The sequence below is a fragment of the Pseudomonas reidholzensis genome (assembly GCF_900536025.1).
Classification (GTDB): domain Bacteria; phylum Pseudomonadota; class Gammaproteobacteria; order Pseudomonadales; family Pseudomonadaceae; genus Aquipseudomonas; species Aquipseudomonas reidholzensis.
Window position 1 is genome coordinate 129,748 of the sequence record NZ_UNOZ01000007.1, and the last position, 26,279, is coordinate 156,026.

A 26,279-nucleotide genomic window follows, 5' to 3' on the forward strand; every position below is an offset into this window, starting at 1 on the left:
CAATATGGCCAGCTGATATTACGGTTTGAGGGCGCCAACCTTGCAATACCGGCACAACATCGCCACCATTGAGAATACGTGTCATTCACCAAGGCCCCGCGTCGTGATGGTCAGTCACCCCTCCACTCCCGAATCCCGTCGCCAGGTCTTGCACCGCCTGTTCGGCGACCATCACGGCTGGCTGCTCGAACGCCTGCGGCTGCGCCTGAGTTGCCGCGAAGACGCCGCCGACCTGGCGGCCGAGACCTTCGCCCAGGTCGTGGCGATGCCCGACCCGCAGAGCATTCGTGAACCGCGGGCGCTGTTGAGCACCATCGGCAAGCGCCTGATCTTCGCCCGCTGGCGGCGCAGCGATATCGAGCGGGCCTACCTGGAGGCACTGGCCGCCGAACCCGAGCCCTGCGCGCCCTCGCCGCAGGAGCACTGGCTGGTAATGGAAGCACTGATGGAAATCGACCGACTGCTCGACGGCCTCTCCTCCAAGGCCCGCGCCGCGTTTCTCTACAGCCAGCTCGACGGCCTGACCTATGCACAGATCGCCAACGAGCTGGGGGTTTCCGTCACGCGGGTCCACCAGTATGTAGTGCAAGGGCTCACCGCCTGCTACCGGGCGGCGTCTTGAGCCGTTTGCCTACGGCGGTGGCCGAGGCCATCGAGTGGCACGCGCGCAAAGCCTCGGGCAGCTTCGACGCCACGGCGCAGCAGCAGCTGCAAGCCTGGCTCGAGGCCGATGGCAGCCACCGCGAAGCCTGGCTGTCACTGCAACAGCACTTGCACCGGACCTTCGCCCCGCTCGCCCACAAGCAGGCGACCACGCACGCCTTGCGCAGTGTCGAGCACAGCCGTCGGCGCTTGCTGCGCGGCGCCCTGGGCCTGGGCGCACTGGCCGTCGGCGGGCAACTGCTGACGCTGCCCGGCGGCCCGCTGCACACGCGCTGGGGCGCCGACCTGCGCACCACCACGGCACAACGCCGAACATTCCGGCTCGACGACGGCTCGCGCCTGCTGCTCAACGCCGAGAGCGCGGTGGACATGACCTTTGGTAGCCAGCAGCGGCGCGTGCAACTGCTGCGTGGCGCGGTGCTGGCCGAGGTGCACCGCGAGCCGCAGCGACTGTTCGTGCTCAGCTGCCCGTGGGGTGAAGCCTGGCTCGAGGGCGGCACGTGCCTGATGGCGCGCCAGGGCAACCAGGCCCAGCTGTGGGCCCTGCACGGTGAGCTGGAGTTGCGCACCCCGCAGCATCGCCAGACCCTCGCCGCCGGCCAGGGGCTGGCCTTCGACGGCAATGCCTGGCAGGCGATTGCGCCCCGGCACACCAACGAGCGGAGCTGGACCCAAGGCCTGCTCGAAGTGCATGACCAGACGCTGGGGGATGTCATCGACCACCTCAGGCCCTACCACCACGGCGTTTTGCGCGTTTCGCCGAGGGCTGCGCAGCTGCGTATTTCCGGAGTGTTCAGCCTGGATGACAGCCTCGCCGCGCTGGCGGCGCTGAAGGATGTGCTGCCGCTGCGCGTCGATCACTACCTGGGCCTGTGGACCCGCATCGACCTCGCTTGATTATTTTTTCAGGCGCCCCTGAAAAAAAACCGGGCTCGCGTCACATACCAGGCAGAACCGCGCATTACGCGCGCCCCGCTGAGCACCTTGTCGAGTTCTTCATGCATCCAAATACCCTGTTCCCGCTGATGGTCAGTGCGTGCCTGGCCAGCGTTTCGGCCGTGGCGGCCGAGTCCGTGCACGACTACAACCTGGCCGCCGGCCCGCTGGCCGATAGTTTGATTGCCATCGGCCAGGTGAGCGGCCGCCAGGTGCTGTTCATTCCGGCCGACGTCGAAGGCCGTCGAGCGCCCGCCGTGCAGGGCCGGCTCAGTGCGCGCGAGGCCTTGCGCCAGAGCCTGGAGGGCACTGGCCTGAGCCTGCTGGTGACCGCCAGCGGCGCGCTGAGTGTGCAAGCGGCGGCCAGTGGCGCGGGCCTGACCCTGGACGCCACCAGCATCGACGCCAACCGCCAGCTGGCGCAGGATCAGCAGGACGGCTACCTGGCCCGCAGCAGCAGCGCCGGGACCAAGACCCGTACCGAACTGGTAAAGATCCCGCAGTCGATCTCTGTCGTGACCCGTGACGAACTGAATGACCGCAAGAGCGACAACCTCTCCGACGCGCTCAAGTACACCCCGGGGTTCACCAGCCAACCGAACAGTTTCAGCCGCGCCGCCGACGACTACACGTTGCGGGGCTTCAATGTCGGCGCAGGCACCGGAGGCATCCTGCGCGATGGCATGAAACTGCAGTCCAACCCGTATGACGGCAGTGTCGAGGCGTACGGCCTTGAGCGCGTGGAGGTGCTCAAGGGGGCGTCTTCGGTGCTGTACGGCCAACTCTCGCCAGGCGGCCTGATCAACACCGTGAGCAAGCGCCCCACGGCCACCCCGTTGCACGAAATCGGCGTCGAAGTGGGCAACTATGATCGCCGCCAGTACACCTTCGACCTCGCTGGCCCGCTCGACGACCAGGGCCAGTTCAGCTACCGCCTCACCGGCCTGTGGCGCGACAGCAGCACCCAGGTCGATCATGTCGATGACGACCGTCGCTACATCGCCCCGGCCGTGACCTGGCGCCCCGACGACGACACCTCGCTGACGCTGCTGGCCAGCCACCAGGACACCTACACCGGGTTTTCCCCGCCGATGAGCTACCAGCTGAGCAGCTACGGCAGCGGCGCTGGCTACAAGATCGGCCGCAACCAGTTCGTCGGCGAGCCGGGCTACGATCACTTCAACAACCGCATGGACACCCTGGGTTATCTGTTCGAGCACCGCTTCAACGACCAGTTGAGCCTGCACAACAGCCTGCGCTACTTCCAGGCCAACACCGACTGGAACTACCTGATCCCGGTGTCGCTGAGCGGCAGCCAACTGTTGCGCCGTTACAGCGCCCGTGAAGAACGCTCGACCGGCTGGACCAGCGACACCAACCTCAACCTGACCTTCGACCAGGGCCGGGTGCAGCATGACCTGCTGCTGGGCGTGGATTACTACCACAAGACCTACGACTCGCACCGCTACATCAGTGCAACCTTCGCCCAGCTGGCGCCACCACTGGACCTGGCCAACCCGCAGCACACCGGGGTCGGCGCCAACACCGCGGCAGACTCAGGCTCCGACCTGCACAGCCGGCAGATGGGGGTCTACCTGCAGGACCAGATCACCTTCGACGACACATGGGTACTGTTGCTCGGCGGCCGTCAGGACTGGGCAGACAGCGTCACCACCACCTTTGCCAGCGGCGCCCGCGCCACCCGCAGCGACAAGAAAGCCACCGGCCGCATCGGCCTGGTCTACCTCGCCGACAACGGCCTGGCGCCGTATGTCAGCTACAGCCAATCGTTCCAGCCGGCCAGCGTCAGCAACCCGGCCTTTGGCAATGCCTTTGCGCCGCTCGAAGGCGAGCAGTATGAAATCGGCCTGCGCTACCAGCCGCCGGGCACCGAAGCGCTGTTCAGTGCTGCGGTCTACCAGTTGGACCAGGACAACTCGCTGAGCCTCGACACCCTGACCAACACCTACGTGCAGTACGGCAAGACTCGCTCCAAGGGCCTTGAGCTGGAAGCCAAGGGCAACCTCACGGACGCGCTCGAGTTGAGCCTGGGCTATGCCTATACCGACACCCACGTGCTCGAGGACCAGACCGCGAGCAATGTCGGCAAGCGCATCGAAGGCGTGCCGTATCACAGCGCCAGCCTGTGGGCCAGCTACCGGCTGAGCGCGCTGGGCCTGGACCAGGTACGCCTTGGCGCGGGCGCCCGCTATACCGGCACCACGCGCACCACGCCAAGCGCGTACGACGGCAAGATCCCCGCCTACACCCTGGTGGACGCGCTGGTCAGCTACGACGTCGATGCCCATTGGCAGGTGCAGGCCAAGGCGCAGAACCTGTTCGACCGCAAGTACCTGTTCTGCAACACCACCTGCCGCTACGGCGATGAGCGCAGTGTGATCGGTTCGGTCACCTACCGCTGGTAGGTCGGGCACTGAAAAACCTGGGGCCGGCGGCGGCCCCAGGCGATCAAGCCTGACCAACGGTACCCCCCAAACCGACCGAGGCAGGTATCCTCTAGCGCTCTAGAGCGGGCTTTCCAGGACGGTGATCATGATCAGGCCGCTATTGCTGTTGGGGGCAGCCAGCCTCTTCAGCCCCCTGCTGTCGGCCCAGCAGATACAGCGCCAACTCGGCGATTTCGACTTCAAGCTCGGCACTACGCCTTCGCGCAGCATGGCCCAGGGGCTGATCTCGCCGAGCGCGGTCGGCTCGTTTCATGGCGGCCTCGACCTCAGCCATTCCAGTGGCTGGTACGTCGGTCAATACGCGCCAAGCATGGGCCTGTCGCCCGATTCGACGCTGCGCCTGGACAACTACCTGGGCTACAAGCAACGCTTCGACAACAGCCTCGGCTACGAGGTGGGGATGATCCACTACAGCTACCCCAACCTCGCCGGCAACGACAGCTACGCCCTGTACGGCGGCCTGTCGCTGCTCGGCAGTCGCCTGGGCGGCGCCTTCAACGACAACCCCGACAACCGCACCGGTACCCTGTTCGCCAACCTCGGCCAACTGCCGCTGCTCGAGGCCGAGCTGACCGTCAAGGTCGCCCACCACCGCTTGGGCACGCCCTACACCATCGGCGACGGCAGCCAGGTCGACAGCTTCAACGACTGGTCGCTGGAGCTGTCACGCCCTTGGCTTGGCATGGACCTCAACCTCATCTACAGCAATTCCGACCTCAGCGGCGGCGGCTGCGATGCCTACGCCGGGATCAACAGCAATTGCGAAAGCATGGTCACCCTCAAGGCCCAGCGCAGCTTCTTCTGAGCCAACAGGCGCCGTGATCAGCCGGCGAACCTGGCCCGCGCCGCGTGCAGCTTCTTGTAGCTGTCGACCAGCCGCTGGTGGCGGTCCAGGCCTTCGAGCTTCATGCTGGTCGGCGTCAAGCCATGGAAGCGCACGCTACCCTCCACCGAGCCCAGCACCGCATCCATCCGCGGGTTGCCGAACATGCGGCGGAAGTTGACCTCGTAGTCTTCCATCTCCAGCTCGTCGTCCAGCACCACTTCCAGCACCACGTTCAAGGCCTGGTAGAACAAGCCACGCTCGACCGTGTTGTCGTTGAACTGGAGGAACGCCTCGACCAGCTCCTTGGCCTCTTCGAAGCGCTTCAAGGCCAGCTTGACCAGCAGCTTGAGCTCGAGGATGGTCAACTGGCCCCAGGCCGTGTTGTCATCGAACTCGACGCCGATCAGGGTGGTGATGGTGGTGTATTCGTCGACCTCACAGTTGTCCAGGCGCTTGACCAACGCCCTGAGGCTGCGGTCGTCGAGGCGGTGCAGGTTGAGGATGTCTTCGCGGAACAGCAGGGCCTTGTTGGTGTTGTCCCAGATCAGGTCCTCGACCGGGTAGATCTCGGAGTAATCCGGCACCAGGATACGGCAGGCGTTGGCGCCCAGCTGGTCGTAGACCGCCATGTACACTTCCTTGCCGAGGTCCTCGAGGATGCCGAACAAGGTGGCGGCTTCGGCTTCGTTGGCGTCCGCGCCGTCGTGGGTGAAGTCCCACTCGACGAATTCGAAGTCGGCCTTGGCACTGAAGAAGCGCCACGAGACCACACCGCTGGAGTCGATGAAGTGCTCGACGAAGTTGTTCGGCTCGGTCACCGCGTGGCTTTCGAAGGTCGGCTGGGGCAAGTCGTTGAGGCCTTCGAAGCTGCGACCCTGGAGCAGCTCGGTAAGGCTGCGCTCCAGCGCCACCTCAAAGCTTGGGTGGGCGCCGAACGAGGCGAACACGCCCCCGGTGCGCGGGTTCATCAAGGTCACGCACATCACCGGGAACTCACCGCCGAGCGACGCGTCCTTGACCAGCACCGGGAAGCCCTGCGCTTCCAGGCCCTCGATGCCGGCAACAATGGCCGGGTACTTGGCCAGCACCTCCTGCGGGACATCCGGCAGGGCCAGCTCGCCTTCGAGGATTTCGCGCTTGACCGCACGCTCGAAGATTTCCGACAGGCACTGTACCTGGGCTTCGGCCAGGGTGTTGCCGGCGCTCATGCCGTTGCTCAGGTAGAGGTTCTCGATCAGGTTGGAGGGGAAGTACACCACCTCGCCGTCCGACTGGCGAACGAACGGCAGCGCGCAGATGCCGCGCTTCACATTGCCCGAGTTGGTGTCGTACAGGTGCGAGCCGCGCAGTTCGCCGTCCGGGTTGTAGATCTCCAGGCAGTATTCGTCGAGGATCTCGGCCGGCAGCGCGTCCTTGGGGCCTGGCTTGAACCAGCGCTCGTTCGGGTAGTGGACGAACTCGGCATTGGCGATGTCCTCGCCCCAGAACTGGTCGTTGTAGAAGAAGTTGCAATTGAGCCGCTCGATGAACTCGCCCAGCGCCGACGCCAGTGCGCCTTCCTTGGTCGCGCCCTTGCCGTTGGTGAAGCACATCGGCGAGTGCGCGTCGCGCACATGCAGCGACCACACGTTAGGCACGATGTTGCGCCACGAGGCGATCTCGATCTTCATGCCCAGGCCGGCGAGGATGCCGGACATGTTGGCGATGGTCTGCTCCAGCGGCAGGTCCTTGCCGGCAATGTAGGTGCTGGCCTGGGTGTCGCTGTCGAGCATGAGCAAGGCCTGGGCGTCGGCATCGAGGTTTTCCACCTCTTCGATGACGAACTCCGGCCCGGTCTGCACGACCTTCTTCACCGTGCAGCGGTCGATCGAACGCAGGATGCCCTGGCGGTCCTTGGCCGAGATGTCCGCCGGCAACTCGACCTGGATCTTGAAAATCTGGTTGTAGCGGTTTTCCGGGTCGACGATGTTGTTCTGCGACAGGCGAATATTGTCGGTGGGGATATTGCGTGTTTCGCAGTACAACTTTACGAAGTAAGCCGCACACAGCGCCGACGAAGCCAGGAAGTAATCGAACGGGCCCGGGGCCGAACCATCGCCTTTGTAGCGGATGGGTTGATCGGCCACCACCGTGAAATCATCGAACTTGGCCTCAAGCCGAAGGTTGTCGAGAAAATTAACCTTGATTTCCATGCGGGATTACCATGCCAAGTAGCAAAACGAAATGGCGGCCATTATCCGGACTTTTCCGTTGGAAGTCTTGGCCGATCTGCCCTGGCCACGTGATCCGCCGATGAGCCGACAGCACGGGCAACGCCGTGCTGTCGACGCTTGACACGAAGTTCAAGCAGGCTCGCTGCCTCAGGCTTCGATGCCAGCCTTGGCCTGACCGGTGCGCAAGGTGAAGTTGACGCCGATCGACAGCATTGGCTGCGGCGGATTCCAGCTTGGCTTGGGCGCGGCCAGCAGGTAGTCGGTGAGGTTCTCGCGCTTGCCCGCCAGCAGGTTGGCCAGCAGCGTGCCGGTCGCGGTGCCACGCACGGTGCCCAGGCCGTTACAGCCCAGCGCCCCGTAGACGTTTTCGCGCAGCTCACCGAAGAAGCCGGCGCCATTGCGGGTCATGGCCAGGCCACCGCCCCAGGTGTGCTCGAACGGCACGTTGGCCAGCTCCGGGAAGCGCCGTTCGAACGACAGGCGATGCGCCGGGCGAACCTTCTCGGGGTAGTTCTGCTTGGCCCGGCCGTCCGGGTTGAAGCTGAAGCTGTTGCGCACCAGGATGCGGTTGTCGTGGGTGCGGCGCAGGGTGGTGCCGAACGGGTCGGCGGGGATCACACCCCAGAAGTCCTTGCCGCCGATGCTCGCCTGTTCGGCGGCGGTCAGCGGGCGGGTCAGGCTGCCGTAGGTGAAGATCGGCAGCATGCGGCCCTGGAGGAAGCCGAAGTACGAGCCGAAGGCGTTGTTGGCGAGGATCAGCTTGTCGGCGGTGATGCGCCCGGTAGCGTGGTGCAGCACGGTCTTGACGCCGTAATCGACCGCGGTGATCGGGGTGTCTTCGTACAGCTTGACGTTTTCTGGCAGCGAATCGGCCAGGCCTTTCACCAGCGCCGACGGTTGCACCAGGATGGTGTTCGGGGTGTACAGCGCCTTGCGGTAGAACGATGTGCCGAGGTGGTCGCGCAGCTCCGAACCTTCGATCAGGTGGCACGGCTGGCCGAGTTTTTCCAGGCCGCCGCGGTAGGCGTTGAGCACCGCAATGCCTTTGTCCTCGACTGCCGCCTGGTACTTGCCCGAGTGGCGCAGTTGCGCGTCGACGATGTTGTGCTGCTCGACCAGGTCACGAAGGATGCCTTGGCCGCGCTGGTTCAGCGCCAGCACGTTACGCGCGTTGGCCTGGTCGCCGATGTAGTCCGGTGCGCCGATGTCATGCGGCACATCGATGAGGAAGCCGGCGTTACGGCCCGAAGTGCCGAAACCGACCTGCTGCGCCTCGACCAGGATGACCTTGTCATTGGGGAAGTTCAGCGCCAGTTGGCGTGCGGCCGCCAAGCCGGTGAAGCCTGCACCGACCACGACCCAAGGGGCCTGCTCATCGCCGATCAACGGTGCCTTGGGCTGACGCACGCGGCTGGTGTGGAACCAGCCCGGTGAGGCGTCGTCGGCAGGCAGGGAGCCGATGCGCAGCAACGAAGCTGGATCTTTCGGGGTGCCATCGGAGAGCAATGCGGCAGAGCCACCGGCGGCGACTACGCCGGCGGTCACGCCGGCGCCGATGAGGACATTTCTTCTTGAAACTGCCATTTGAATCAACTCATTCCAGAGAGTGGGACGGATCAGCGCAGCCAGTCATCCTGACTTCACATTGAATTATGTGTGTATACACAATGTATTCTTGATGAGCTGTTGCGTCAATCCGTCGCGGCGATCCGCGCGCAGAAGAAAAACTGCACAACGATCACACCGCGTCATGAACTGATAATGAATCCGAGCATTTTTGAGCCGCGCCATGCCGAGCAGGCGCTGAGCGCGACCTTGCCGGTGCGGGTGGTGAGGGCTACCCGCTATCGGGTGTCTGTCGTGCGGCGTTGAGGGTGCCTTGCACTGGCGCCGCTAGCGGCCCTCGCCATCAGCGTATTGCGCCAGCGCCTGCTGCAACACACCCCGTACGTGCGCCCTCAACTGCGGCGGGGCAAGCACCTGGATATCGCCCGCATTGCTCAGCAGGAACAAGCGCAACCCCTGGGTATCGGCGATCTGGCACCTGAGCAACCAGCCTTCGGGCTGCTGGATGATCACCTGCCCCTGCGCCAGAGGGTTTTCGCTCAGGCGATTGTGCAGGTTGTCACTCAGGCGCAGCTCGAGGTCTATCGGCCCGTCACTGTGAATGGTCATGAGGTCTTTCTGCACGCCTTGCGCATGCACGTCGTAGCCAACCGGCTCGGCAATCGTCTGCCAGCACGTCTGCACATCGAGCATCCGGTGCAGCATCAACACACAGGTCTGCCCCGGTCCATTGCTGGAGTACTTGCCACGGGGCGCGTCAGCAGGCGGCTGTAGCCCATCGGGCCAGTGCTCTTCGGTGACCAGCGCGCTGAGGTAGATATTCGAATCCTGGTAGGACAGCGCAAGCGGCTTGAGCCGATAGCCACAGGTTTCAGCGGCACCTGCGTCACGTGGCCGGTACAAGACGTCGAGGCTGCTGTTGCCATCGATCAGCGCTTGCTGAATCAGGCGCAGGTGCGCCTCGTCATAGGCACCGGGGCGCAGCACGGTGAAGCGGGTGCCGGTGGTGATTCGCCCCTCGGCGACCAGGTCGCGTCGGGCGTGCTTGTACAACTCCGACGCCACATAGCCGCGCAGCCTGGTCAGGTCCTCGGTGTCAGCACGAAAGCCAAACCGGTCGGCATGCTGGAAGATCGCCGTCAGCGTCAGGCACTCAATGGGCGACAACGACAGGTCGATACTGCCCTGCCCGCCTTCCCACAGCAGCGACTTGGCATGCTCGGGCTTTTCAACCGATTTGACCAGCCTGGGGCGTTTGGACATGGCGACAAGGTCGCGCCGAGTGGTTCTGATCGAAAACCCGCCGAACTGTCGCTCGAGCTCCTGATGAAGCTGCTCAGTGCGCTGCGGCGTGGCAGCGTCCTGGAGGAGCATGCGCAAGGCTTTGCGGCGCCGCTCGCGGTCGGGTGCGGTGTATTTGGAGCCGGCCAAGGTAAAAAACTCCCGTACGATTTCGATAAGGACAAAAAGTGGCTCTACCAGTAGATACCCTTTGCTCGTTGGCACGCAATCTTCCCCTACAGCGCCAACCTACTGGAGCATCCGATGACCACTCAACACGCCTATGCAAGCCTTCCGCACGTTTCTACTTTCGTCACCTGGCTGGCCGCCGAGCTCGATTCGCAGACCTTGTTCAAGCACGCGTATGTCGACCGCCGCAGCGGCGTCGAGTGGTCGTGCGACGGCCTGTTCGATGCCTATCAGTCCTACCACTGGAACTTCCCGGGCAACCCCCGCCTGGGCTACAACCCAGGCGCCTGTGCCGCCGCCAACGCAACCGCGCTCGGCGCGTTGCGCCAAGACCTCATCGCCGCAGGTAGCGATGACCGTTTGCTGCTGCGCGCCTGCATCGATGTCATGGCCTGGGGCGGTGTCACCGCGCACAACGTGGATTGGCTCAAGGCCAACCAGCGCGGCCTTGGCGGCACGCTTCACGCGGTCAAGTCGGCACTCCTGGCGGGTGACGAAAACGCCCCGGTGCTGCGCTCGAAAAACCTGCGCTTCAACTCGGGGATGACCAAGGTCTATGCACTGCTCTGCCCTGGCATCTGCATCTATGACAGCCGGGTCGCGGCAGGCCTGGGTGCATTGGTGGTCGAGTACTGCAAAGCACATCGCCTGACGGCAGTGCCCGCAGGTTTGTGTTTCCCCTGGGCGGCGGCGAAGGAAGGCCAGGGCGCCGTGGCCCCCAAGCGCCGCAACCCGAGCACGGGCAGCCTGCACTTCAAGCGCCTGCGAGCCGGCACCCACCACGCACGCTGGAACCTGCGCGCCAGTTGGGTGCTGAACCAGGTGGCGGAGCTGGCGCGAAGCACTGACAGCCCGTTGCGCCTGGTCGAGCCGCCGATGGACATCCGCCTGGCCCTGGAGAACAGCCTGTTCATGCGTGGCTACGACCTGGGCGCCTGAGCGCTTATCGGCTTGCAGCCCCTTCGACGCCTTTGCACATGAGCATCCCATGACCGATCTGACCGCACTCGACAACCTGGTCCTGCAGCTGGCCACAGGTGGCATTGCTGCACCGGCAATGCGCCGCGAGGTAACGCTCGCGTATCCCTGGCTCACCGACAGCCAGTTCTTTTCCACACTGCTGTCGCTGCAGAACAAAGGCCTGCTCGCAGGCCAGGAAATCACCGGGGTCTGGGTGCTGACGGCACTCACCGAGCAGCCCACGGAGTGCAGCCCCGCGTTCGCCGAGATGATCATCGCGGCGGACTGCGGTGAATGGCACGCACTTGACGCTGATGAACTGATCGCAGAGCTGGATCGGATGATCCGCAAGGCCCGGGCGCGAAAGCGGCGATGAGCCTGGTCGCTACTCGAGCAGTTCGACGTAGCTGGACTCTCCCCCGCCCGTCGCACCCGACAACCAGCCCCAGACGAACGCCAGCGTGGTGCGTCCGTGGTCATCGACCCCGACCGTGCCACGCGACCAGCCGGCGAGCATCTCGCCCTCGGTGGTCAGGCATTGATACAGGAGTTCGAGGGTGTCCGGACCGGTCACCCGACCGACTTGGCTGCCGATGCGGATCCGCCCGCCCTGGTAGGTGCCTGAAATCGCATCGCCCTCAACACGATAGTGAAACACCGTGCCTGTCCCGGACAGGCCCTGGGCGTTGTTGGCTACGGTGAAGCGGCGATCGTGCAAGCGCTCGCTCAGGCTGGAAGTGGACAGTTGCATGGATGTCGCATCCTTGAGTTGAAGGTATTCGTTGCGTACGCGTTCTGGCTCAGTGGTGGGTCAGAACGCGTATTTCAACGACAACACGGCATTCCTTGGCTCGCCATAAACGCCGTTTTCAGTGATCGAGGCATAATACTTCTTGTCCAACAGGTTACTCACATTGAGCGTCGCCGACAGCTGTTTGCTGAAGTCATAGCGGGTCATGGCGCTGACCAGCATGAAGCTGCCCTGCATGGGATACCCGTCGCCTTCGTAGCCATACCGGCTCTTCCAGTTGAAGCCTGCGCCAACAGTTACCTTGTCCAGCGCCCCGGACAGTCGGTAGGTGGTGAAGCCTTTGACGTTGTGCCGGGGGATACGACTCATTGCCCGGTCGTGCTGGGCGTCTTCACTGACGCTGTAGGCATAGCCGCCAGCAATGTTCCAGCCTTCACTCAGTTCACCGTTGAGCTCGAGTTCGACGCCGTTGGTGGTGATGCCCTGCAGCATGCGATAGGCACTGATGGTGCCGTCGTATTCGGCCACATTGTCCTGCTCGATCCTGAACAGCGCCATGCTGGCGTTGAGTCGCCCCTCATCGAAACCGGCTTTGACCCCCAGTTCGTAGGCATTGCCCTCCTCGGGATCGAGCGGCTGGTTATTGATGTCGCGCGCCGTCGCGCTTTGCGGGTTGAAAATCTGGGTGTAGCTGCCATACACCGACCACGTCTCGTCGAGGTCATAGACCAGGCCCGCAAAGGGCACCACCACGCCGTTTTCCTTGCGCTCCTGCGTGCTGCGCACGCCGGCCGACGAGGTGGACTCGGCTGTGCGCTTCCAGTCGATCACCCGCGAGCCGGTAATCAGATGCGTTGAATCGGTCAGGTTGAAACGCGACGTCAGGTAGGCGCTGTACTGGGTTTCTTCAGTGTCGGTCTTGCCTGTTCGGTCAAACACCGGGCGGTTGGCGCCACTGCCGTCCCAGGTCCAGATGTTGCCGAGCGTGCCGTCGTAGCTGCTGTTCCACGCGTACAGCCAGTTGTAGTTGTTCGACTTGCTGTCGATGCGTGACAGCGCCACGCCCGCGACCAGCTCATGCTCACGGCCCAGCAGTTCAAAGGGGCCGGTCAGAGAGGCATCCAGGCTGTTCTGTTTGTCGGTTTGTTGCCACTTTGCAGGCGCGATGCTGCTCCCCAACCCGGTCTGCGCGTCGATGGCCCCGTACTGGTAGTAGGAGATTGCGTCCTGCTCGGAGCGTGAATGGCTAAGCTCGACCTTGGCGTTCCAACCACCGTCGAAACGATGCTCCAATGCCGTGAAAACGCTGCTTTGCTGGGTGTCGTAGTAGCTCCAGTCCGGGGCATTATTGTAAGAACGTGGCAGGTTGATCCTTGCCCCGCTGCGGTAGTTGTCCTGGTAAAACAGCGGCACTCCGCTGCGCATCGGTGCTTCGTTGTCGTTGCGCTGATGGGTAAAGCCGACGCTCAACAAGGTCTGCTCGTCAAGGTCGAACTCGGTCACGCTGTAGGCGACGCTGGAGTGGTTCTGGTAACGGTCCAACCAACTGTTGCTGTCCTGATGATCAACCACCAGCCTGCTGCGAAGGGTCCCCGACTCATTCAGCGGCCCAGAGAGGTCTGCGCCGAAACCATAGTGATCCCAACTCCCCGCCTGGGCAGTGAGGCTGGCCTGTGCCTGGGCGGTAGGCCGCTTGCGGATCAGGTTTATCGCCGCACCCGGGCTGCCCATGCCGCTCATCAGTCCGGTGGCCCCGCGTACCACCTCGACCCGGTCGTACAACGCCGTGGATGAGTTGAGGCTGTACATCTTCGATGAGGTACGCGGCAGGCCATCGACCAGGTAGTTGGAGATCAGAAAACCTCGCGCGTAGGGCTGGTCGAGGTCCGTGCCGATACCCTGGTTGAACGTGCTGACGCCGACCGTCGCTTCCAGCACTTCGGAAACCGTGGAGAGCTTCTGATCATCCATCCGTTGGCGGGTAATGACGCTGACCGACTGCGGGATTTGCTTGACGCTCAAGCCCAGCTTGGTCGCGGTGCTGGTGCGTTGGGAGGTGGTATACGAGCCCGTCCCCTCCGTGCGATCACCGTCCAGCCGCGAGTTGATCGACGTCGCGTCCAGCTCCAGCGCGCCACTCTCCTCGGCAGCCGGTATCAGCAGGTAGTTGCCGGTGTCTGTGCGGGCCACGCGCAAACCGGTACCCGCCAGCACCTGTGCAAGCCCTTGCTCCATCGCAAAGCTGCCCTGCACGCCCTGGCTGGACTTGCCGGCGGTCAGGCTGGCATCGATCGACAGGGGAATACCCGATTGCCGGCCGAACTGGCTCAGGGCCTGGTCCAGCGGGCCGGCGGCGACGTCGAAACGGATGATGCTGGCGCGAGCGACGCTCGCGTCCTGCGCCTGCGCGGCGCCGCCAGCGACGAGGCTGCCGAAGGTCAGGCCGGTGGCGAACGCCAGGTGAATGGCTCGCGCCAGCGGGGTCATACGGTGGGTCATGGCAAACTTCCGAAAGGGCCAAGGGCCCGCGTGATGAGCGGGGTATGTCCAGGGGCCAATCGAGAAATGAAAATCTGCGACCGGGCTGAAAATATTTTTCAACCCATGGATCGAGGTACCAGCGTCACCCAGTAACGCGTCCGCCGCTGGATGCTGAGCGGCAGGCTGCCTTCGAGCAACGCGAGGATGCGTTCGTTGTCCGTCAGTGGGTACGAGCCGGTCACGCGCAAGTCGGCGATGCGTGGATCGCAGCGCAGAATGCCCGGGCGGTAGCGCGCCAGTTGGGTCACCAGTTCGCCCAGCCGCGTGGCTTGCGCGATGACCAGGCCGTCGACCCAGGCATCGTCCAGCGGCGCGCGAGGGTCAACCGAAAGTGAACCGGGTTCGAGCAGCGCCTGCTGACCGGCTTCGACCACATGCGCAGCAGGGCCTTGGCGCAGCCTCGCAGCCACGCGGCCACTGCTGACCGACACCCGCGTGCCCACGCAGCCGTCGCCACAGCGCACGGTGAAGCGCGTGCCCAGTGGGCGCAGGTCGGCGTCGGTGGTTTGCACCAGCAGCGGCCGCCTGGCCGAATCGGCGGCGGTCAGCACGTTGATTTCACCGTAGCGCAGGGAGATCCGCCGTTCGCCGGCGGTGAACGCGATGTCCACTGCCGTGGCCGTGTTGAGCCACAGCTGAGTGCCATCGGCGAGCACCTCTCGGCGCCGCTCGCCGGTCGCGGTGCGCAGGTCTGCCAGGCTGCCTTGCAACCATTGGCTGTCCCTGCCCTGCCAGCCGACCGCACCGAGCACGCTCACGCCCGCCAGCAGCTTCAACAGTTGCCGGCGATCGCCGCTGACATACCGCGTCTGCTGCAAGGCGGCCCTGGCCAGCGGGTCGCGCAACAGCGCGGCGTTGCTGTGGATCAGCTCCGGCAAGCCGGCCATGCGCTGCCAGGCGCGCTCGTGCTCGCTGTCGGCCTGGCGCCAGCGTTCCAGCTGCTGCAGTTGCTCGGCGGTGATGTCGCCGGACAGGGTCAACGAATACCAGGCGAGCGCCTGCTGGCGGATGGCGGGATGAACAGGTTCGGCCGGGGCGGCTCCAGGTGGCATGGGCATTACTCGAACTGGCTGGCGTAGCAGCGGTCGAGCGCCTTGAGCATGGCACGCTGGACCTGATCGACACTCAGCGACAGCTGCGCGGCAATCTGTTTGTAGGTCAGGCCATCGAGCTGCGACAGCAGGAAGATCTCCCGCACCCGCGGCGACAGCGCATGCAGCAGCTCGTCCAGCTGGGTCAGGGTTTCGATCAGCAGGTGCCGGGCCTCGGCGGAAATCTCGTACTGCTCCGGCTGCGCTGCCAGCACCTCGGCATACGCGCGCTCGACCGCCAGGCGTCGCCAGCGGTTGACCAGCAGGCTGTTGGCGATGGTCGCGAGGTAGGCCAACGGGCGGTGCAGGTCGTTGACCGGACGCCTCGCGCGGAGGATCCGCACGAAGGTGTCCTGGGCCAGGTCATCGGCATCCGCCGCCTCGCCCAGACGCTTGTGCAACCACCGCTTCAACCAGCTGTGATGCCGGGTGTAGAGGGTTTCGACATCCAGGTCGAAAGAGCTTGAGGGTCCCATGGGCGACTGGCCTGCGTCTGCGGCTTGATAATCAGCTTATGATAATCATTCACAATTAGCAGGCGCAAGCTGCCTTCAACTGCCGCAACGGCTCAGCTCACAGTGGGTCGATCTCGACGATGCGCCCGGTGCGCGCCGCTTCGGCGATCGCTTCGGTGATGATCAGGTTGAGCAGGCCATCGCGAACGGTCACCCGCGGGGCCTCCTTGCCCTGGATCAGGTTGCAGAAATGCACCAGCTGAAGCGCCAGCGGGTCTTGCCGAACGACCTCTGCGGTGGCGGTTCGAAACGGCTTCCACCACGAACGCTGGCTGGCGTCGGGGTAGCTCTTCAGGCGCAGGGTCGGCACCGACAACGTGCCGTTCTTGCCGGAGATCACGTAGCAGTCTTCGTCGTCATACCAGGGATAGTCGGCGTTCTCCTGTGAGGTCTGCTCCCAACTGCGCGCACAGCCCGCGGTGTCGGAGAGCAGGAATGAACCCAAGGCGCCGTTTGCAAAGCGCAGCCCGATGCACACCGTGTCCTCGACCGCGAAGCCCCGCGCCGCGTTGGACTGCATGGCCTGCACCGCGACGATCTCGCCGCACAGAGCACGCAGGTTGCCGATTTCGTGAATCATGTTGATCAGGATCGGCCCACCGCCCGCCTGCCGTCGCCAGAGTGCGCCATCAAAATAGTCATCCGGCTTGTAGAACAACGCACTGCCCTGCACCGCCACCAGATCACCCAGCACGCCTTCACTGACCAGCTCCCGGGCCTTGGCCAGGATCGGGCTGTGCGCGCGGTGATGGCCTACCAGCAGCTTGGCGTTGGCCGCCTCGGCAATGGCCAGCAGGCGCTTGCCCGCTTCGACGCTGTGCGCGACCGGTTTCTCGATCAGCGCGGCAACGCCTGCCTCGATGCATTGCAGGGTCTGTTCGACGTGCAGCGCATTGGGTGTCGCGAGGATGATGCCGTCGGGCCGGTGCTCGGCGAAATAGCGCTGGAGGTCGGGATACTGCGTTACGCCCAGCCCAGCCAGGTAGTCGGCCGGCACCAGCAGCGGGTCGATGATGGCGGCGAGCTCGCACGCGGGGTTGGCTTGCAGGAGTTCGATGTGACGCCGGCCGATAAGTCCGGCGCCGGCCACGGCAATGCTGATTTTTCGCATGGTCTGATCTTCGCGAGCGTTGTTTTTATGTGCGGGTCGAGCCATCGACGGCACGACACGATCTGCTAGGATCCAGCCTACTATCAACGCGAAAGACCATAATCAGCCAGCATGGAAAATCAGAATTCTCCCGTAGTGAACAATGACCCGTTCTTGCGCGACTTGCTGCTGTTCTCGACCATCGCCAAACGCGCCAGCTTCATTGCCGCAGGTGCCGAGCTGGGGATCTCCCCCGCCCACGTCAGCAAGCGCGTTGCGGCACTGGAAGAGACTCTGGGCTGCAAGCTGTTCAACCGCACCACCCGCCGCGTCTCGATCACCTCCGAGGGCGAGGCGATGCTGGTCTGGGCCAAGACCATCCTCGACAACGTCAACGGCATGCTGGAAACCTCGCTGGGTGATCGGCTCGAGCCCCGCGGCACCTTGCGGATCAGCGCCAGCCATCGTCTGGGGCGCTTTCACATCGCGCCGATCCTGGCCTTGCTGCGCAAGCGCTACCCCAAGCTCGAAGTCTGGCTGGAGCTGCTCGACCGCCGCACCGACCTGATCGCCGAGAACTTCGACATCGACATCCGCGTCGGTGAGGTCAACGAGCAGAACCTGATCGCCCGGCGCATCGCCGACAGCCAGCGGATCCTCTGCGCTGCCCCGAGCTACCTGGCCGAACGCGGGCAGCCGGCCACCCTGGCCGAGCTGACCCTGCACGACTGCCTGCTGTTTCGTGAACGCGAGCAGCGTTTCGGCGTGTGGCGGCTGCACGGCGGCAATGGCCTGGAAACCGTCAAGGTGACCGGGCCCATGGCGTCCAATCACAGTGAGGTGGTGCACGGCTGGGCGCATGAGGGCTTCGGCATCATCATGGCCTCCACCTGGGACGTCGCCACGAGCATCGCCGAGGGCAAGCTGGTGCGGGTGCTGCCGGCCTATCAGCAACCGGCGAACGTCTCGGCGGTGACCAGCGTACGCGCCGCGGGCTCGGTGAAAATCAATGTGTGCCTGGAGTTTCTGACTGCCCAGCTGAATGCGGGGGCTTATGCACTGAAGGGCCTGTAGCCAGCGCCCGCCTTGGCGCTCAGTCGACCGATGGCAGCCGGGTGGTTAAGCTGTGGGCTTTTCACGGATGGAGCGGCGTGTGACAGAGACGTATCAAGGGAGCTGCCTGTGTGCGGCCGTCAGGTACGAGCTGCTGAGCAGCCCCAAGGCAGTCAGCCACTGCCACTGCAGCCATTGCCGCAAAGGCCATGGCGCACTCTTCGCCTCTTATGCCAGCGTCCCACGCAGCGCTCTGCGGATAGTTGACGGCCGCTCTGAGATCAAGGCGTACCGGTCTTCCGAGTCGGTGCTGCGCGAGTTCTGCCAGCACTGCGGCGCAACCCTGTTCTGGTCGCGCAGCGAAGGCGAATTTGCCGACTGGATTTCAGTGGCACTGGGCACCCTGGACACGCCGTTCGTGCCCCTCAAGCAAAAACACCTGCACGTTGCGGGCATGGCGCCGTGGCTTGAACTCGCCGAAAAATAACGGCCGGATCACGACGCCGCAATGAACAAGCCCGACACTCCAACGCGCCTAGCGGTGCAACTCGGAGTTCGCCGTCAGGGTGAACAGCCTCAAGGTCCGGGCCATCGGATGCTCGATCGACGCGGGGAACGTCTGGAGCAGCATCGCGTTGTTGAAACGGTCCAGGCTGGTGGTGGGAATGAATTTGCCCATCTCTGGATGATCGTTGGTCCGCAGCCGCAACGGCTCGTGGCGGTCGCTCAAGGTGTAGGTCAAGCGTTTGCTGGTGCCGGCCTGGTCCATCAGCAGCGTCCCGCTGGACGGGTCATAGCTGGAGTTCTCGGCCTCGTGCGTCAGCAGGATCTTGTTGGTTTGCGGGTCGTACCAGAGGATATCAACCCGCCCACCATGCAGGTAGACGAATTGCAGGACATCGGTCTTGCGGTCCACGACACCGCGGCTCAGGTACAGGCCGTCGACGGGCGTGAACAGTTCGATTTCCAGAAAATCCGTGGCGGCGCCGGTGTCCTGGCCGAATTTCGCATAGAGGTCTGCCATGATCGACTTGAGTGGCACCCACACGGACGTTGGTAACGTTTCGGCATCGAGTTTGACGATCCCATCCTGGGCGGTTGAGAGGTCGATCAAATAGGTCAGGGCTTCGCGTGGGGGAACGGATGAGCAACTGTCGCGGTGTTCGACAATGAAGTCGTCGGCTGCCTCGTAGCCGCCCTGCGTCCATGCTTGAGCCAACAGTTTGGCCGATGCCGGGGTTGCGCAGTTCATCAATCCTTCGACCTGCTCGATGTCTTCGACGGTGGTCAGCTTGGCCGCCAGCACGTTCGTCGACAGCAGGGCGAGCAGGCTCAGCAGCACTACATACGTTTCATCACCTTTAGTTCCTGGAGGGGTCGATGGTTTGATATCGGCGCCCCCCTCTCGCGCTTTAATGGTTGGCCGCGCATTCGAAACGCCAACCGGCGCAGTGCTGCCACGAGGCCAGCACGGGGCGCTTGTGTTCGGTGATCGCACGTTAGCCCCACTCTCGAATTGACGGTCCGTGATTGACTGCGCACCATTCACGGCGCTTGCGGAGCCTGACTGCCTTGGGCATTGACCGCGACCTTGCAACACCCGCAGTTCACGACAATTTCAAGAAATGAATTCGATATGACCGATCCCACGCGCAACACCGCGTCACCCCGTATTGCTCACAGCTCCATCGGCGACAAAGTGCGCGGCGCCTTCGCCGTCGGCAAGACCCGCTGGGGCATGCTCGCCCTGGTGTTCTTTGCCACCACCCTGAACTACATCGACCGCGCCGCCCTTGGCATCATGCAGCCGATGCTGGCCAAGGAGATGAGCTGGACGGCGATGGACTACGCCAACATCAACTTCTGGTTCCAGGTCGGCTACGCCATCGGCTTCCTGTTGCAAGGCCGGTTGATCGACCGGGTGGGCGTCAAACGCGCGTTCTTCGTCGCGGTGCTGCTCTGGAGCCTGGCCACCGGTGCCCACGGCCTGGCCACGTCGGCGGCCGGGTTCATGGTCTGCCGGTTCATCCTCGGCCTGACCGAGGCGGCCAACTACCCGGCGTGCGTGAAGACCACGCGGCTGTGGTTCCCAGCCGGCGAACGGGCGATCGCCACCGGTTTGTTCAATGCCGGCACCAACGTCGGCGCGATGCTCACGCCGGCACTGCTGCCGATGATCCTGGCGGCCTGGGGCTGGCAGGCAGCGTTCATCGCCATGGGTAGCCTGGGCCTGGTCTGGGTAATCTTCTGGGGCCTGACGTACTTCAACCCTGAAGACCACCCGCGGGTCCGCCAGAGCGAGCTCGACTACATCCAGCAAGACGTTGAGCCGGAGGCCACCCGCGTGCCCTTCAGCCGCATCCTGCGCAGGCGCGGGACCTGGGCCTTCGCGGTGGCGTACTCGATCACCGCGCCGGTGTTCTGGTTCTACCTGTACTGGCTGCCGCCGTTTCTCAACCAGCAGTACGACCTGGGTATCAGCGTGACCCAGATGGGCATCCCGCTGATGCTGATCTGGCTGACCGCGGACTTCGGCAGCATCGGCGGCGGCATCCTGTCGTCCTGGCTGATCGGCCGTGGCGTGCGCGCTACCACCGCGCGGCTGGTGTCGATGCTGATCTTTGCCTGCACCATGCTCAGCGTGATTTTCGCCGCGCATGCGAGCGGCCTGTGGGTCGCGGTGCTGGCCATCGCCGTGGCGGTTGGCGCGCACCAGGCCTGGACGGCGAACATCTGGAGTCTGGTGATGGACTACACGCCCAAGCACCTGGTGAGTACGGTGTTTGGCTTCGGCAGCATGTGCGCGGCGATTGGCGGGATGTTCATGACGCAGATCGTCGGCAGCGTGCTGACGGCGACCCATAACAACTATGCGGTGTTGTTCACCATGATCCCGATGATGTACTTCATCGCGCTGGTCTGGATGTACTTCATGGCCCCGCGCAAGATCGAGACGGCGTAAGCGCGGGTTCAGGTTTCCTCGTGGAGGCTCTTCGGGGCCTCTTTTTTTTGGTTGTTCACTGATTGGCGGGCAGATGGTTTTGGGCTTGGGCTGGCAGATTGTGGGCTTATCCATTCGATTTGCTGGCGCTTATGGCCCCTTCCGCCCTTACGGCGGGTCACTTTTTTTCTTGGAAAAAAGTAACCAAAAACCGCCGGCTCCCACATACGGCCCTCCGCTGCGCTGCGGGTTCCCTCACTCCGGCCTCCTGAGGTCGCCAAGTTACGGGTGGTGCCTGGACTGGCGTTATCTTCGACAGTGACATTTGTGGTGGATAGCTTGGCCTCTTCGCGGGTAAACCCGCTCCCACAGGGACCGCAGTGGCCTTACAGTCAGCAGATAACCTGTGGGAGCGGGTTTACCCGCGAAGAGGCCGGCACTGCCAATGCACATTCTGGCGCTGACGCGCTGTGCCGCCCTTATAAACCCGCGAGAGCGCAGCGATTCGCCAGCCGTTGCCCTGGCCCTTGATCTTGATCTGGCCCTTGACCTGGCGGTTGATCTTGATCTACCGCGACTTCAGGAGGCCGAACGGAGGTCCTCGCGGGAGCAAGGCCGGAGTGAGGGAATCCCGCTTCGAGCGGGACTGATGTAGGAGCAAGCGGTTTTTGGTTACTTTTTTCCAAGAAAAAAAGTGACCCGCTGTAAAAGCGGAAGGGGTCAGTGGCCGCACTACAGCGAACGGATAAGCCCAACAATCGAAACGCGCCACCACCGGCGACTATCCCAACAACCCACGAAGCCCCCCAAAAAACCCCGCCCTACCCGCTCAGAACTTCGCGCGCAACGCCAGGTTGAAGTTGCGCGGCTCACCATAGAAGCTCCAGTAGTTGGGGTTACCCAAGGTCTGGTAGTACTTCTTGTCGAACACGTTTTCCAGGTTGTACTGCACCTCGAGGTTCTTGTTGATCTCATAGATCGCGTGCAGGTTGGTCAGGTGGTAGGCGTCCTGCTGGATCTTGTAGTCCTTGCCGTACTCGGTCTGGACCATGGTGCTCTGGGCATAAAAGCTGCCCCCCACCCGCAAGTGATTCAGACTACCCGGCAAGCGGTAATCGGTGGCGAGCTTGAACATGTGCCGGGGCGATGCGCTGTTGAAGTTCTCACCCTTCTGCACACCCCCGGCGTACTTGGACTGGTTGTAGGTGTAGCCGGCCGAGAGGTTCCAGTCTGGGGTGAGCTCACCGTTGAGCTCCAACTCGAAACCGCGGTTGCGCACTTTGTCGGAAGCGCGGTAGCACGACCACGCCTGGGCGCAGGCGATCTGCTCCGGGCGACCGGTCTGGTCTGCCTGGTACACGGCGACCGAGCCCTGCAGACGCTTGTCGAAGAACTCGCCCTTGAGGCCGATCTCGTAGTTGCTGCCGGTCATCGGCGCGAGCGTCGAGCCATCAAGGGCCTGGTTGCTCTGCGGCTTGAAGATCTCGGTGTAGCTGGCGTACGCGGTGAAGTGCTCGTTCAGGTCCTGGACCAGGCCCGCGTAAGGCGTGACCTCGCCGCTCTTGGAATAGTGCGGCTTGAGGGCGCTGGTGACGAAGTTCAGGTCGTCATAGCTGACCCAGCTCAGCCGGCTGCCGAGGATCACCTTGGTCGAGTCGGTCAGGCTGAAGCGGCCCGCGACGTACACGCCCTTCTGCTCCTGGGTGCGGTTGTACTTCCACTGGTTGACGTTCAGGCCGGTCGGCTTGGGTGGGTCGAACGCCCCCAGGTTGTTCATGTCGACGACGTAGCGGTAACCGGCGTCGCGCCCGCCATGGTAGTCGAAGTCATCCTTGCGCCAGTTGCCGCCGAGGATCAGCTCGTGCTGGCGACCGAACAGTTGCATCGGGCCAGAGGCGTAGCCGTCGATGCTGGTCTGGGTGTCGTCGTAGCGAAAGTGCCGCGGGTTCAGGGTGAACTGGTCGGTGGCCCCCGCCGGCCAGGTGTAGTTGCCTAGGAAGTCCGCCTTGGACCACATCTGGTTGACCGCCACCACGGACTTCCAGTCATTGGCGAAGGTGTGCTGGATGTCGCCGAACACGCTGGTGTTGCGTTTGTCCAGGTGGTTCCAGTCGCCGGTCAGCGAGGTCGACCGCGACAGTGGGTAGAACTCGCCGTTGGTGTGGATCGGCAGGCCGGACCAGTCGTAGCCGGAGTTGCGCTCCTTCTGGTAGCTGAAGCCGAAGGTCGCCAGGGTCGACTCGCTCAGGTCAGCCTCGAGAATGCCGTAGAATAGCTGGTTTTCCTTTTGCGCGGTGTCCAGGTAACTGTTGGCATTGTTGTAGGCGATCACCGAGCGGCCGCGCAGGGTGCCGGCCTCGTTCAGCGGCGACGACAGGTCGACCATGGTCTTGTAGTCGTCCCACGAGCCGACCGAGGTCTCGATCAACGCCTGCGGCTCGGCGGTCGGGCGCTTGCGGATCAGGTTGATCGACGCCGAAGGGGTGCCGGCGCCTTCCATCAGGCCGGTGGCGCCACGCACGATCTCGACCCGGTCATAAATGTCGGTAGTGGGCTTGGAGATGGCATCCATCGAGTAGGCGTTGCTGATGTTGGTCGGCACGCCGTCGATCTGCAGGGTGTCGACCAGCTGCCCACGCGCCTGGTACAGCGAGCGCTCGCCGCCGTTCTTCACCACCATCACGCCGGTGGCGTTGTTCATCACGTCGTCGAGGTTCTTGAGGTTCTGGTCGTCCATGCGCTGGCGGGTGACGACGGTCACCGATTGCGGCGTTTCACGCAGGGTCATGGGCAGCTTGGTAGCGGTGGACGAGCGCCCCGTCGCGTACGAATGCGTACCCTCGCTCACGTCGGCCAGGCCTTGTCCGCTGATGGTGGTGCTGCCCAGGGTGAGAGCGCTGGCCGAGGCGTCGGCCTGCGCGATCAGCTGGAATTCTCGCTCGCCGGTGCGCACCGCCTCGACGCCCGTGCCGGCGAGCATCTGCGCCAACGCCTGCTCGACGCTCGAGGCATGCACCGCCTGGCCTTGCTTGTTGGCCGTCAGCGCAGCATCGCCGCCAATGAGAATGCCGGCCTGACTGGCCAGCAGGTTCAACTGACGGGCCAGCGGCCCCGCCGCAACCTCCAGGGTCTGTTGCTGGGCGGCGACAGCGGCGCTGTCTGCCTGGGCAAGCGTAGCCTGGCTGGCGAGGGCCACTACGATGGCCAGGGCGAGGGGGTGGCGGCGCGAGAAAGCGCGATCGCGAACGAGCATGAATGAATCCTTTCCGAGGGCGGATGAAGTAGCGTCATCCCACCCAGCGAACGAGCGCGGCAAAACCGGAAGCCTGTGTGCAGATTTTTTTCAGCGGGCCTCGATCGTCACCCACCACGGCAAGGTGCGCACCACCCGGATCGGCAGTGCGCGCTCGAGCATCGCCAGGGTGCGCTCAGTGTCGAGCAGCGGGTAGGTGCCGACTGCGCGCAAGCTGGCCACTGCGGGGTCGATGCCCAGGTGACCACGGCGGTAGTCACCGAGCACCTCCACCAGTTGCCCCAGCGGCATGTCCTCGGCCACCAGCACGCCGCGGCTCCAGTCCTGGCGCTGGGCTTGGGCGGGCTGCACGGGCGCACTGTGCCGGGCGTCGAAACGCATCGCCTGCCCCGCCTCTACCCGCACCCGCCGGCCACTGTCAGCGCAGGTGGCCTGCACCGCCCCGGCAAACACGCTCAAGGTGGTCTGCAACCCCTGGTCACGCACGCTGAAGCGCGTGCCCAGTGGCTGCATGCGGCCGGCACGGGTCACCACCTGCAGTGGCCGCGCATCGGCGCCGGTCTCGATCAGCAGCTCGCCGCGGTACAAGCGCAACGCGCGCAGGCGGTCGTCGAACTGCACGTCCAGCGCCGTCCCGCCGTTCAGCCACAGCCGGCTGCCATCGGCCAGGGTCAGCGGCCGGACCTCGCCCAGGCCGGTGCGATAGGTGGCGAACCAGGCCTGCGGCGAGGCCACCCAGCCCTGGCGCCAGCCGGCCCAGGCCAACAGGCTGCCAACACCGGCCACGCCCAGGCTGCCAAGCAGGGCTCTGCGCGACTGCTGATCGCGACGCAGGCTGCTCAACACCTGATGCGCCTGGTCAGCGTCACGGTCGAGGTTGCCGAACCGCTGGTTGATCCCCTCGACATAGCGCCAGGCCAGCCGATGCTGGGCGTCCGCTGCCAGCCAGGCCGTCCACTTGGCCTGGGTTGCGGCGTCATCCGGCGCGGCATGCAGGCGCGCAAACCAGCTGGCGGCCGCCTGCAACACGCGGTGGTCGAGGGGCGCCTTGCTCATGTCAGCGACACATCCAGCTCGACTTCCAGCAGCAGGCACTGGTACATCGCCTGGGCCAGGTACTTGTTGACGCTGCGCTCGCTGACGCCCAGTTGCTCGGCGATCTCGCGCTGCTTCATGCCCTGCAGTTGCGCCAGGCAAAACGCCTCCGCCACGCGCTTGGGCATGCGTTCGAGCATCGCCTGCAACTGGCCGAGGGTTTCCAGGATGATCGCCTGATGCTCGAGCGACGGCACCTGGTGCTCGGGCTGCGCGGCCAGCACCTCGAGGTAGGCCTGCTCGATCCGCCGGCGGCGCCAGAAGTCCACGCAGGCACTGCGCGACATCCGCCCCAGGTAGGCACGTGCATGCTCGGCATCGTTGAACACCCGTGGCGTGCTCAGCAGGCTGACGAAAACGTCCTGGGCCAGCTCCGCAGCGTCGCTGGCATTGCCCAGCTTGCGCTGCAGCCATCGCTGCATCCAGCCGTGGTTGGCACGGTACAGGTCCTCCAGGGTAGAACCCGGAACAGGAGCGCTGGGAGGAGCATTCATGGAGAGCGTAGCCCTGCTTGCTAATAGGAATTATTAGCAAGTGTAACGTCGATGCCGGGCGCCGAGCAATTGGAGACTGCCGACAACACTGGTATCTTGGCGGATCGGGTGAAGGTTGCTGTTGTTCGCGCCGACTGGACCTTTGCAAGCGGAGAGAAACGTGAATCGTCGTAAGAAAATCAATCAGTTGCTGAAAGCCAACGCCAAAAAGGCCAGCGCCAAGCTGGCGCCCAAGAGCAAGCCCAAGTACATCTGCAAGGCGGATCGCGAGAAGCTCGCCGCCGAGTCCGCACAGGACACGACGGGCACTGCCGAGCAGTGATGCAGGTCGCTTGAGCAACCGCTCCATGGGC

The 26,279-nt window shown here is 64.1% G+C and carries 22 protein-coding genes; 10 read left to right on the plus strand and 12 right to left on the minus strand.

All coding sequences use genetic code 11. The annotated features are described in order from the left end of the window. Positions 1–106: 106 nt before the first annotated feature. The 4 genes from CCOS865_RS06260 (at position 107) to CCOS865_RS06275 (ending at position 4,872) form a co-directional block, all read left to right on the plus strand. A complete protein-coding gene (locus CCOS865_RS06260; RefSeq protein ID WP_119138953.1) occupies positions 107–622 on the plus strand; it encodes a sigma-70 family RNA polymerase sigma factor in 516 nt (171 codons plus the stop codon). Further along, positions 619–1,560, plus strand: coding sequence for a FecR domain-containing protein (locus tag CCOS865_RS06265; RefSeq protein ID WP_244216064.1), 942 nt, complete (start codon positions 619–621; stop codon positions 1,558–1,560). Before CCOS865_RS06260 ends, CCOS865_RS06265 begins: the two co-directional genes overlap by 4 nt. A 101-nt stretch (positions 1,561–1,661) precedes the next feature. Then, complete coding sequence (locus tag CCOS865_RS06270; RefSeq protein WP_119138957.1) at positions 1,662–4,025, plus strand: TonB-dependent siderophore receptor; 2,364 nt, start codon at positions 1,662–1,664, stop codon at positions 4,023–4,025. 127 nt (positions 4,026–4,152) lie between these two features. Continuing rightward, positions 4,153–4,872 carry a TorF family putative porin gene (locus tag CCOS865_RS06275; RefSeq protein ID WP_119138959.1) on the plus strand — a complete coding sequence of 240 codons (720 nt, stop codon included), beginning with the start codon at positions 4,153–4,155 and terminating at the stop codon, positions 4,870–4,872. Positions 4,873–4,889: 17 nt separating this feature from the next. Here the strand turns inward: CCOS865_RS06275 and CCOS865_RS06280 are convergent, their stop codons facing one another. The 3 genes from CCOS865_RS06280 to CCOS865_RS06290 all read right to left on the minus strand — a co-directional run bounded on the left by CCOS865_RS06280 (position 4,890) and on the right by CCOS865_RS06290 (position 10,103). After that, a complete protein-coding gene (locus CCOS865_RS06280; protein WP_119138961.1) occupies positions 4,890–7,085 on the minus strand; it encodes an OsmC domain/YcaO domain-containing protein in 2,196 nt (731 codons plus the stop codon). A 168-nt stretch (positions 7,086–7,253) separates the two neighbouring features. Beyond that, positions 7,254–8,576, minus strand: coding sequence for an NAD(P)/FAD-dependent oxidoreductase (locus CCOS865_RS06285; RefSeq protein WP_208644505.1), 1,323 nt, complete (start codon positions 8,574–8,576; stop codon positions 7,254–7,256). A gap of 423 nt (positions 8,577–8,999) precedes the next feature. Then, the gene (locus CCOS865_RS06290) at positions 9,000–10,103 is read right to left on the minus strand and encodes a helix-turn-helix transcriptional regulator (protein WP_244216065.1); all 1,104 of its coding nucleotides are present in this window, start codon (positions 10,101–10,103) and stop codon (positions 9,000–9,002) included. A gap of 114 nt (positions 10,104–10,217) precedes the next feature. Here CCOS865_RS06290 and CCOS865_RS06295 point away from each other — a divergent pair, with 114 nt between their 5' ends. Together CCOS865_RS06295 and CCOS865_RS06300 are read left to right on the plus strand one after the other, a co-directional pair. Further along, on the plus strand, positions 10,218–11,081 hold the full coding sequence (locus tag CCOS865_RS06295) for a hypothetical protein (RefSeq protein WP_119138965.1): 864 nt from the start codon (positions 10,218–10,220) through the stop codon (positions 11,079–11,081). 49 nt (positions 11,082–11,130) lie between these two features. Next, the gene (locus CCOS865_RS06300; protein WP_119138967.1) at positions 11,131–11,478 is read left to right on the plus strand and encodes a hypothetical protein; all 348 of its coding nucleotides are present in this window, start codon (positions 11,131–11,133) and stop codon (positions 11,476–11,478) included. Between the two features lie 9 nt (positions 11,479–11,487). On the opposite strand, the gene CCOS865_RS06305 is transcribed toward CCOS865_RS06300, so the two are convergent. From CCOS865_RS06305 to CCOS865_RS06325, 5 genes are all read right to left on the minus strand, one after another. Further along, positions 11,488–11,853 (minus strand): avidin-fold protein, encoded by a 366-nt coding sequence (locus CCOS865_RS06305; RefSeq protein WP_119138969.1) that lies wholly within the window; start codon positions 11,851–11,853, stop codon positions 11,488–11,490. Positions 11,854–11,913: 60 nt separating this feature from the next. Next, positions 11,914–14,352, minus strand: a complete 2,439-nt coding sequence (locus tag CCOS865_RS06310; protein ID WP_119138971.1) for a TonB-dependent siderophore receptor — start codon at positions 14,350–14,352, stop codon at positions 11,914–11,916. Positions 14,353–14,450: 98 nt separating this feature from the next. Beyond that, positions 14,451–15,446: a FecR domain-containing protein gene (locus CCOS865_RS06315; protein ID WP_119139190.1), complete on the minus strand. Its 996-nt coding sequence runs from the start codon at positions 15,444–15,446 to the stop codon at positions 14,451–14,453. Positions 15,447–15,451: 5 nt separating this feature from the next. Further along, entirely contained in the window at positions 15,452–15,961 is a 510-nt protein-coding gene (locus CCOS865_RS06320) for a sigma-70 family RNA polymerase sigma factor (RefSeq protein WP_119138973.1), read from the minus strand. A 97-nt stretch (positions 15,962–16,058) separates the two neighbouring features. Next, positions 16,059–17,111: a Gfo/Idh/MocA family protein gene (locus tag CCOS865_RS06325; RefSeq protein ID WP_119138975.1), complete on the minus strand. Its 1,053-nt coding sequence runs from the start codon at positions 17,109–17,111 to the stop codon at positions 16,059–16,061. Positions 17,112–17,222: 111 nt separating this feature from the next. On the opposite strand from CCOS865_RS06325, the gene CCOS865_RS06330 reads away from it, so the two are divergent. Together CCOS865_RS06330 and CCOS865_RS06335 are read left to right on the plus strand one after the other, a co-directional pair. Next, positions 17,223–18,164 carry a LysR family transcriptional regulator gene (locus CCOS865_RS06330; RefSeq protein ID WP_119138977.1) on the plus strand — a complete coding sequence of 314 codons (942 nt, stop codon included), beginning with the start codon at positions 17,223–17,225 and terminating at the stop codon, positions 18,162–18,164. A gap of 79 nt (positions 18,165–18,243) precedes the next feature. Further along, a complete protein-coding gene (locus CCOS865_RS06335) occupies positions 18,244–18,630 on the plus strand; it encodes a GFA family protein (RefSeq protein ID WP_119138979.1) in 387 nt (128 codons plus the stop codon). Between the two features lie 48 nt (positions 18,631–18,678). On the opposite strand, the gene CCOS865_RS06340 is transcribed toward CCOS865_RS06335, so the two are convergent. After that, a complete protein-coding gene (locus CCOS865_RS06340; RefSeq protein WP_119138981.1) occupies positions 18,679–19,485 on the minus strand; it encodes a hypothetical protein in 807 nt (268 codons plus the stop codon). A 294-nt stretch (positions 19,486–19,779) separates the two neighbouring features. Between CCOS865_RS06340 and CCOS865_RS06345 the strand changes: the two genes are divergently transcribed. Then, entirely contained in the window at positions 19,780–21,105 is a 1,326-nt protein-coding gene (locus CCOS865_RS06345; RefSeq protein WP_119138983.1) for an MFS transporter, read from the plus strand. 808 nt (positions 21,106–21,913) lie between these two features. Here CCOS865_RS06345 and CCOS865_RS06350 read toward each other — a convergent pair. The 3 genes from CCOS865_RS06350 to CCOS865_RS06360 form a co-directional block, all read right to left on the minus strand. Then, complete coding sequence (locus CCOS865_RS06350) at positions 21,914–24,337, minus strand: TonB-dependent siderophore receptor (protein WP_119138985.1); 2,424 nt, start codon at positions 24,335–24,337, stop codon at positions 21,914–21,916. A 90-nt stretch (positions 24,338–24,427) separates the two neighbouring features. Further along, the gene (locus tag CCOS865_RS06355; RefSeq protein ID WP_119138987.1) at positions 24,428–25,393 is read right to left on the minus strand and encodes a FecR domain-containing protein; all 966 of its coding nucleotides are present in this window, start codon (positions 25,391–25,393) and stop codon (positions 24,428–24,430) included. Beyond that, entirely contained in the window at positions 25,390–25,926 is a 537-nt protein-coding gene (locus CCOS865_RS06360) for a sigma-70 family RNA polymerase sigma factor (protein WP_119138989.1), read from the minus strand. Before CCOS865_RS06360 ends, CCOS865_RS06355 begins: the two co-directional genes overlap by 4 nt. A gap of 160 nt (positions 25,927–26,086) precedes the next feature. Between CCOS865_RS06360 and CCOS865_RS06365 the strand changes: the two genes are divergently transcribed. After that, positions 26,087–26,248 carry a DUF2986 domain-containing protein gene (locus CCOS865_RS06365; RefSeq protein ID WP_119138991.1) on the plus strand — a complete coding sequence of 54 codons (162 nt, stop codon included), beginning with the start codon at positions 26,087–26,089 and terminating at the stop codon, positions 26,246–26,248. Positions 26,249–26,279: the final 31 nt, after the last annotated feature.

Excerpts from the sequence above, each read along its gene's own strand:
- CCOS865_RS06270 (WP_119138957.1), top strand. The coding sequence starts at position 1,662 with ATGCATCCAAATACCCTGTTCCCGCTGATGGTCAGTGCGTGCCTGGCC.
- CCOS865_RS06280 (WP_119138961.1), bottom strand. The coding sequence starts at position 7,085 with ATGGAAATCAAGGTTAATTTTCTCGACAACCTTCGGCTTGAGGCCAAG.
- CCOS865_RS06320 (WP_119138973.1), bottom strand. The coding sequence starts at position 15,961 with ATGGGACCCTCAAGCTCTTTCGACCTGGATGTCGAAACCCTCTACACC.
- CCOS865_RS06360 (WP_119138989.1), bottom strand. The coding sequence starts at position 25,926 with ATGAATGCTCCTCCCAGCGCTCCTGTTCCGGGTTCTACCCTGGAGGAC.
- CCOS865_RS06345 (WP_119138983.1), top strand. The coding sequence starts at position 19,780 with ATGACCGATCCCACGCGCAACACCGCGTCACCCCGTATTGCTCACAGC.
- CCOS865_RS06275 (WP_119138959.1), top strand. The coding sequence starts at position 4,153 with ATGATCAGGCCGCTATTGCTGTTGGGGGCAGCCAGCCTCTTCAGCCCC.
- CCOS865_RS06300 (WP_119138967.1), top strand. The coding sequence starts at position 11,131 with ATGACCGATCTGACCGCACTCGACAACCTGGTCCTGCAGCTGGCCACA.
- CCOS865_RS06260 (WP_119138953.1), top strand. The coding sequence starts at position 107 with ATGGTCAGTCACCCCTCCACTCCCGAATCCCGTCGCCAGGTCTTGCAC.
- CCOS865_RS06295 (WP_119138965.1), top strand. The coding sequence starts at position 10,218 with ATGACCACTCAACACGCCTATGCAAGCCTTCCGCACGTTTCTACTTTC.
- CCOS865_RS06325 (WP_119138975.1), bottom strand. The coding sequence starts at position 17,111 with ATGCGAAAAATCAGCATTGCCGTGGCCGGCGCCGGACTTATCGGCCGG.
- CCOS865_RS06305 (WP_119138969.1), bottom strand. The coding sequence starts at position 11,853 with ATGCAACTGTCCACTTCCAGCCTGAGCGAGCGCTTGCACGATCGCCGC.
- CCOS865_RS06355 (WP_119138987.1), bottom strand. The coding sequence starts at position 25,393 with ATGAGCAAGGCGCCCCTCGACCACCGCGTGTTGCAGGCGGCCGCCAGC.
- CCOS865_RS06350 (WP_119138985.1), bottom strand. The coding sequence starts at position 24,337 with ATGCTCGTTCGCGATCGCGCTTTCTCGCGCCGCCACCCCCTCGCCCTG.
- CCOS865_RS06310 (WP_119138971.1), bottom strand. The coding sequence starts at position 14,352 with ATGACCCACCGTATGACCCCGCTGGCGCGAGCCATTCACCTGGCGTTC.
- CCOS865_RS06330 (WP_119138977.1), top strand. The coding sequence starts at position 17,223 with ATGGAAAATCAGAATTCTCCCGTAGTGAACAATGACCCGTTCTTGCGC.
- CCOS865_RS06315 (WP_119139190.1), bottom strand. The coding sequence starts at position 15,446 with ATGCCACCTGGAGCCGCCCCGGCCGAACCTGTTCATCCCGCCATCCGC.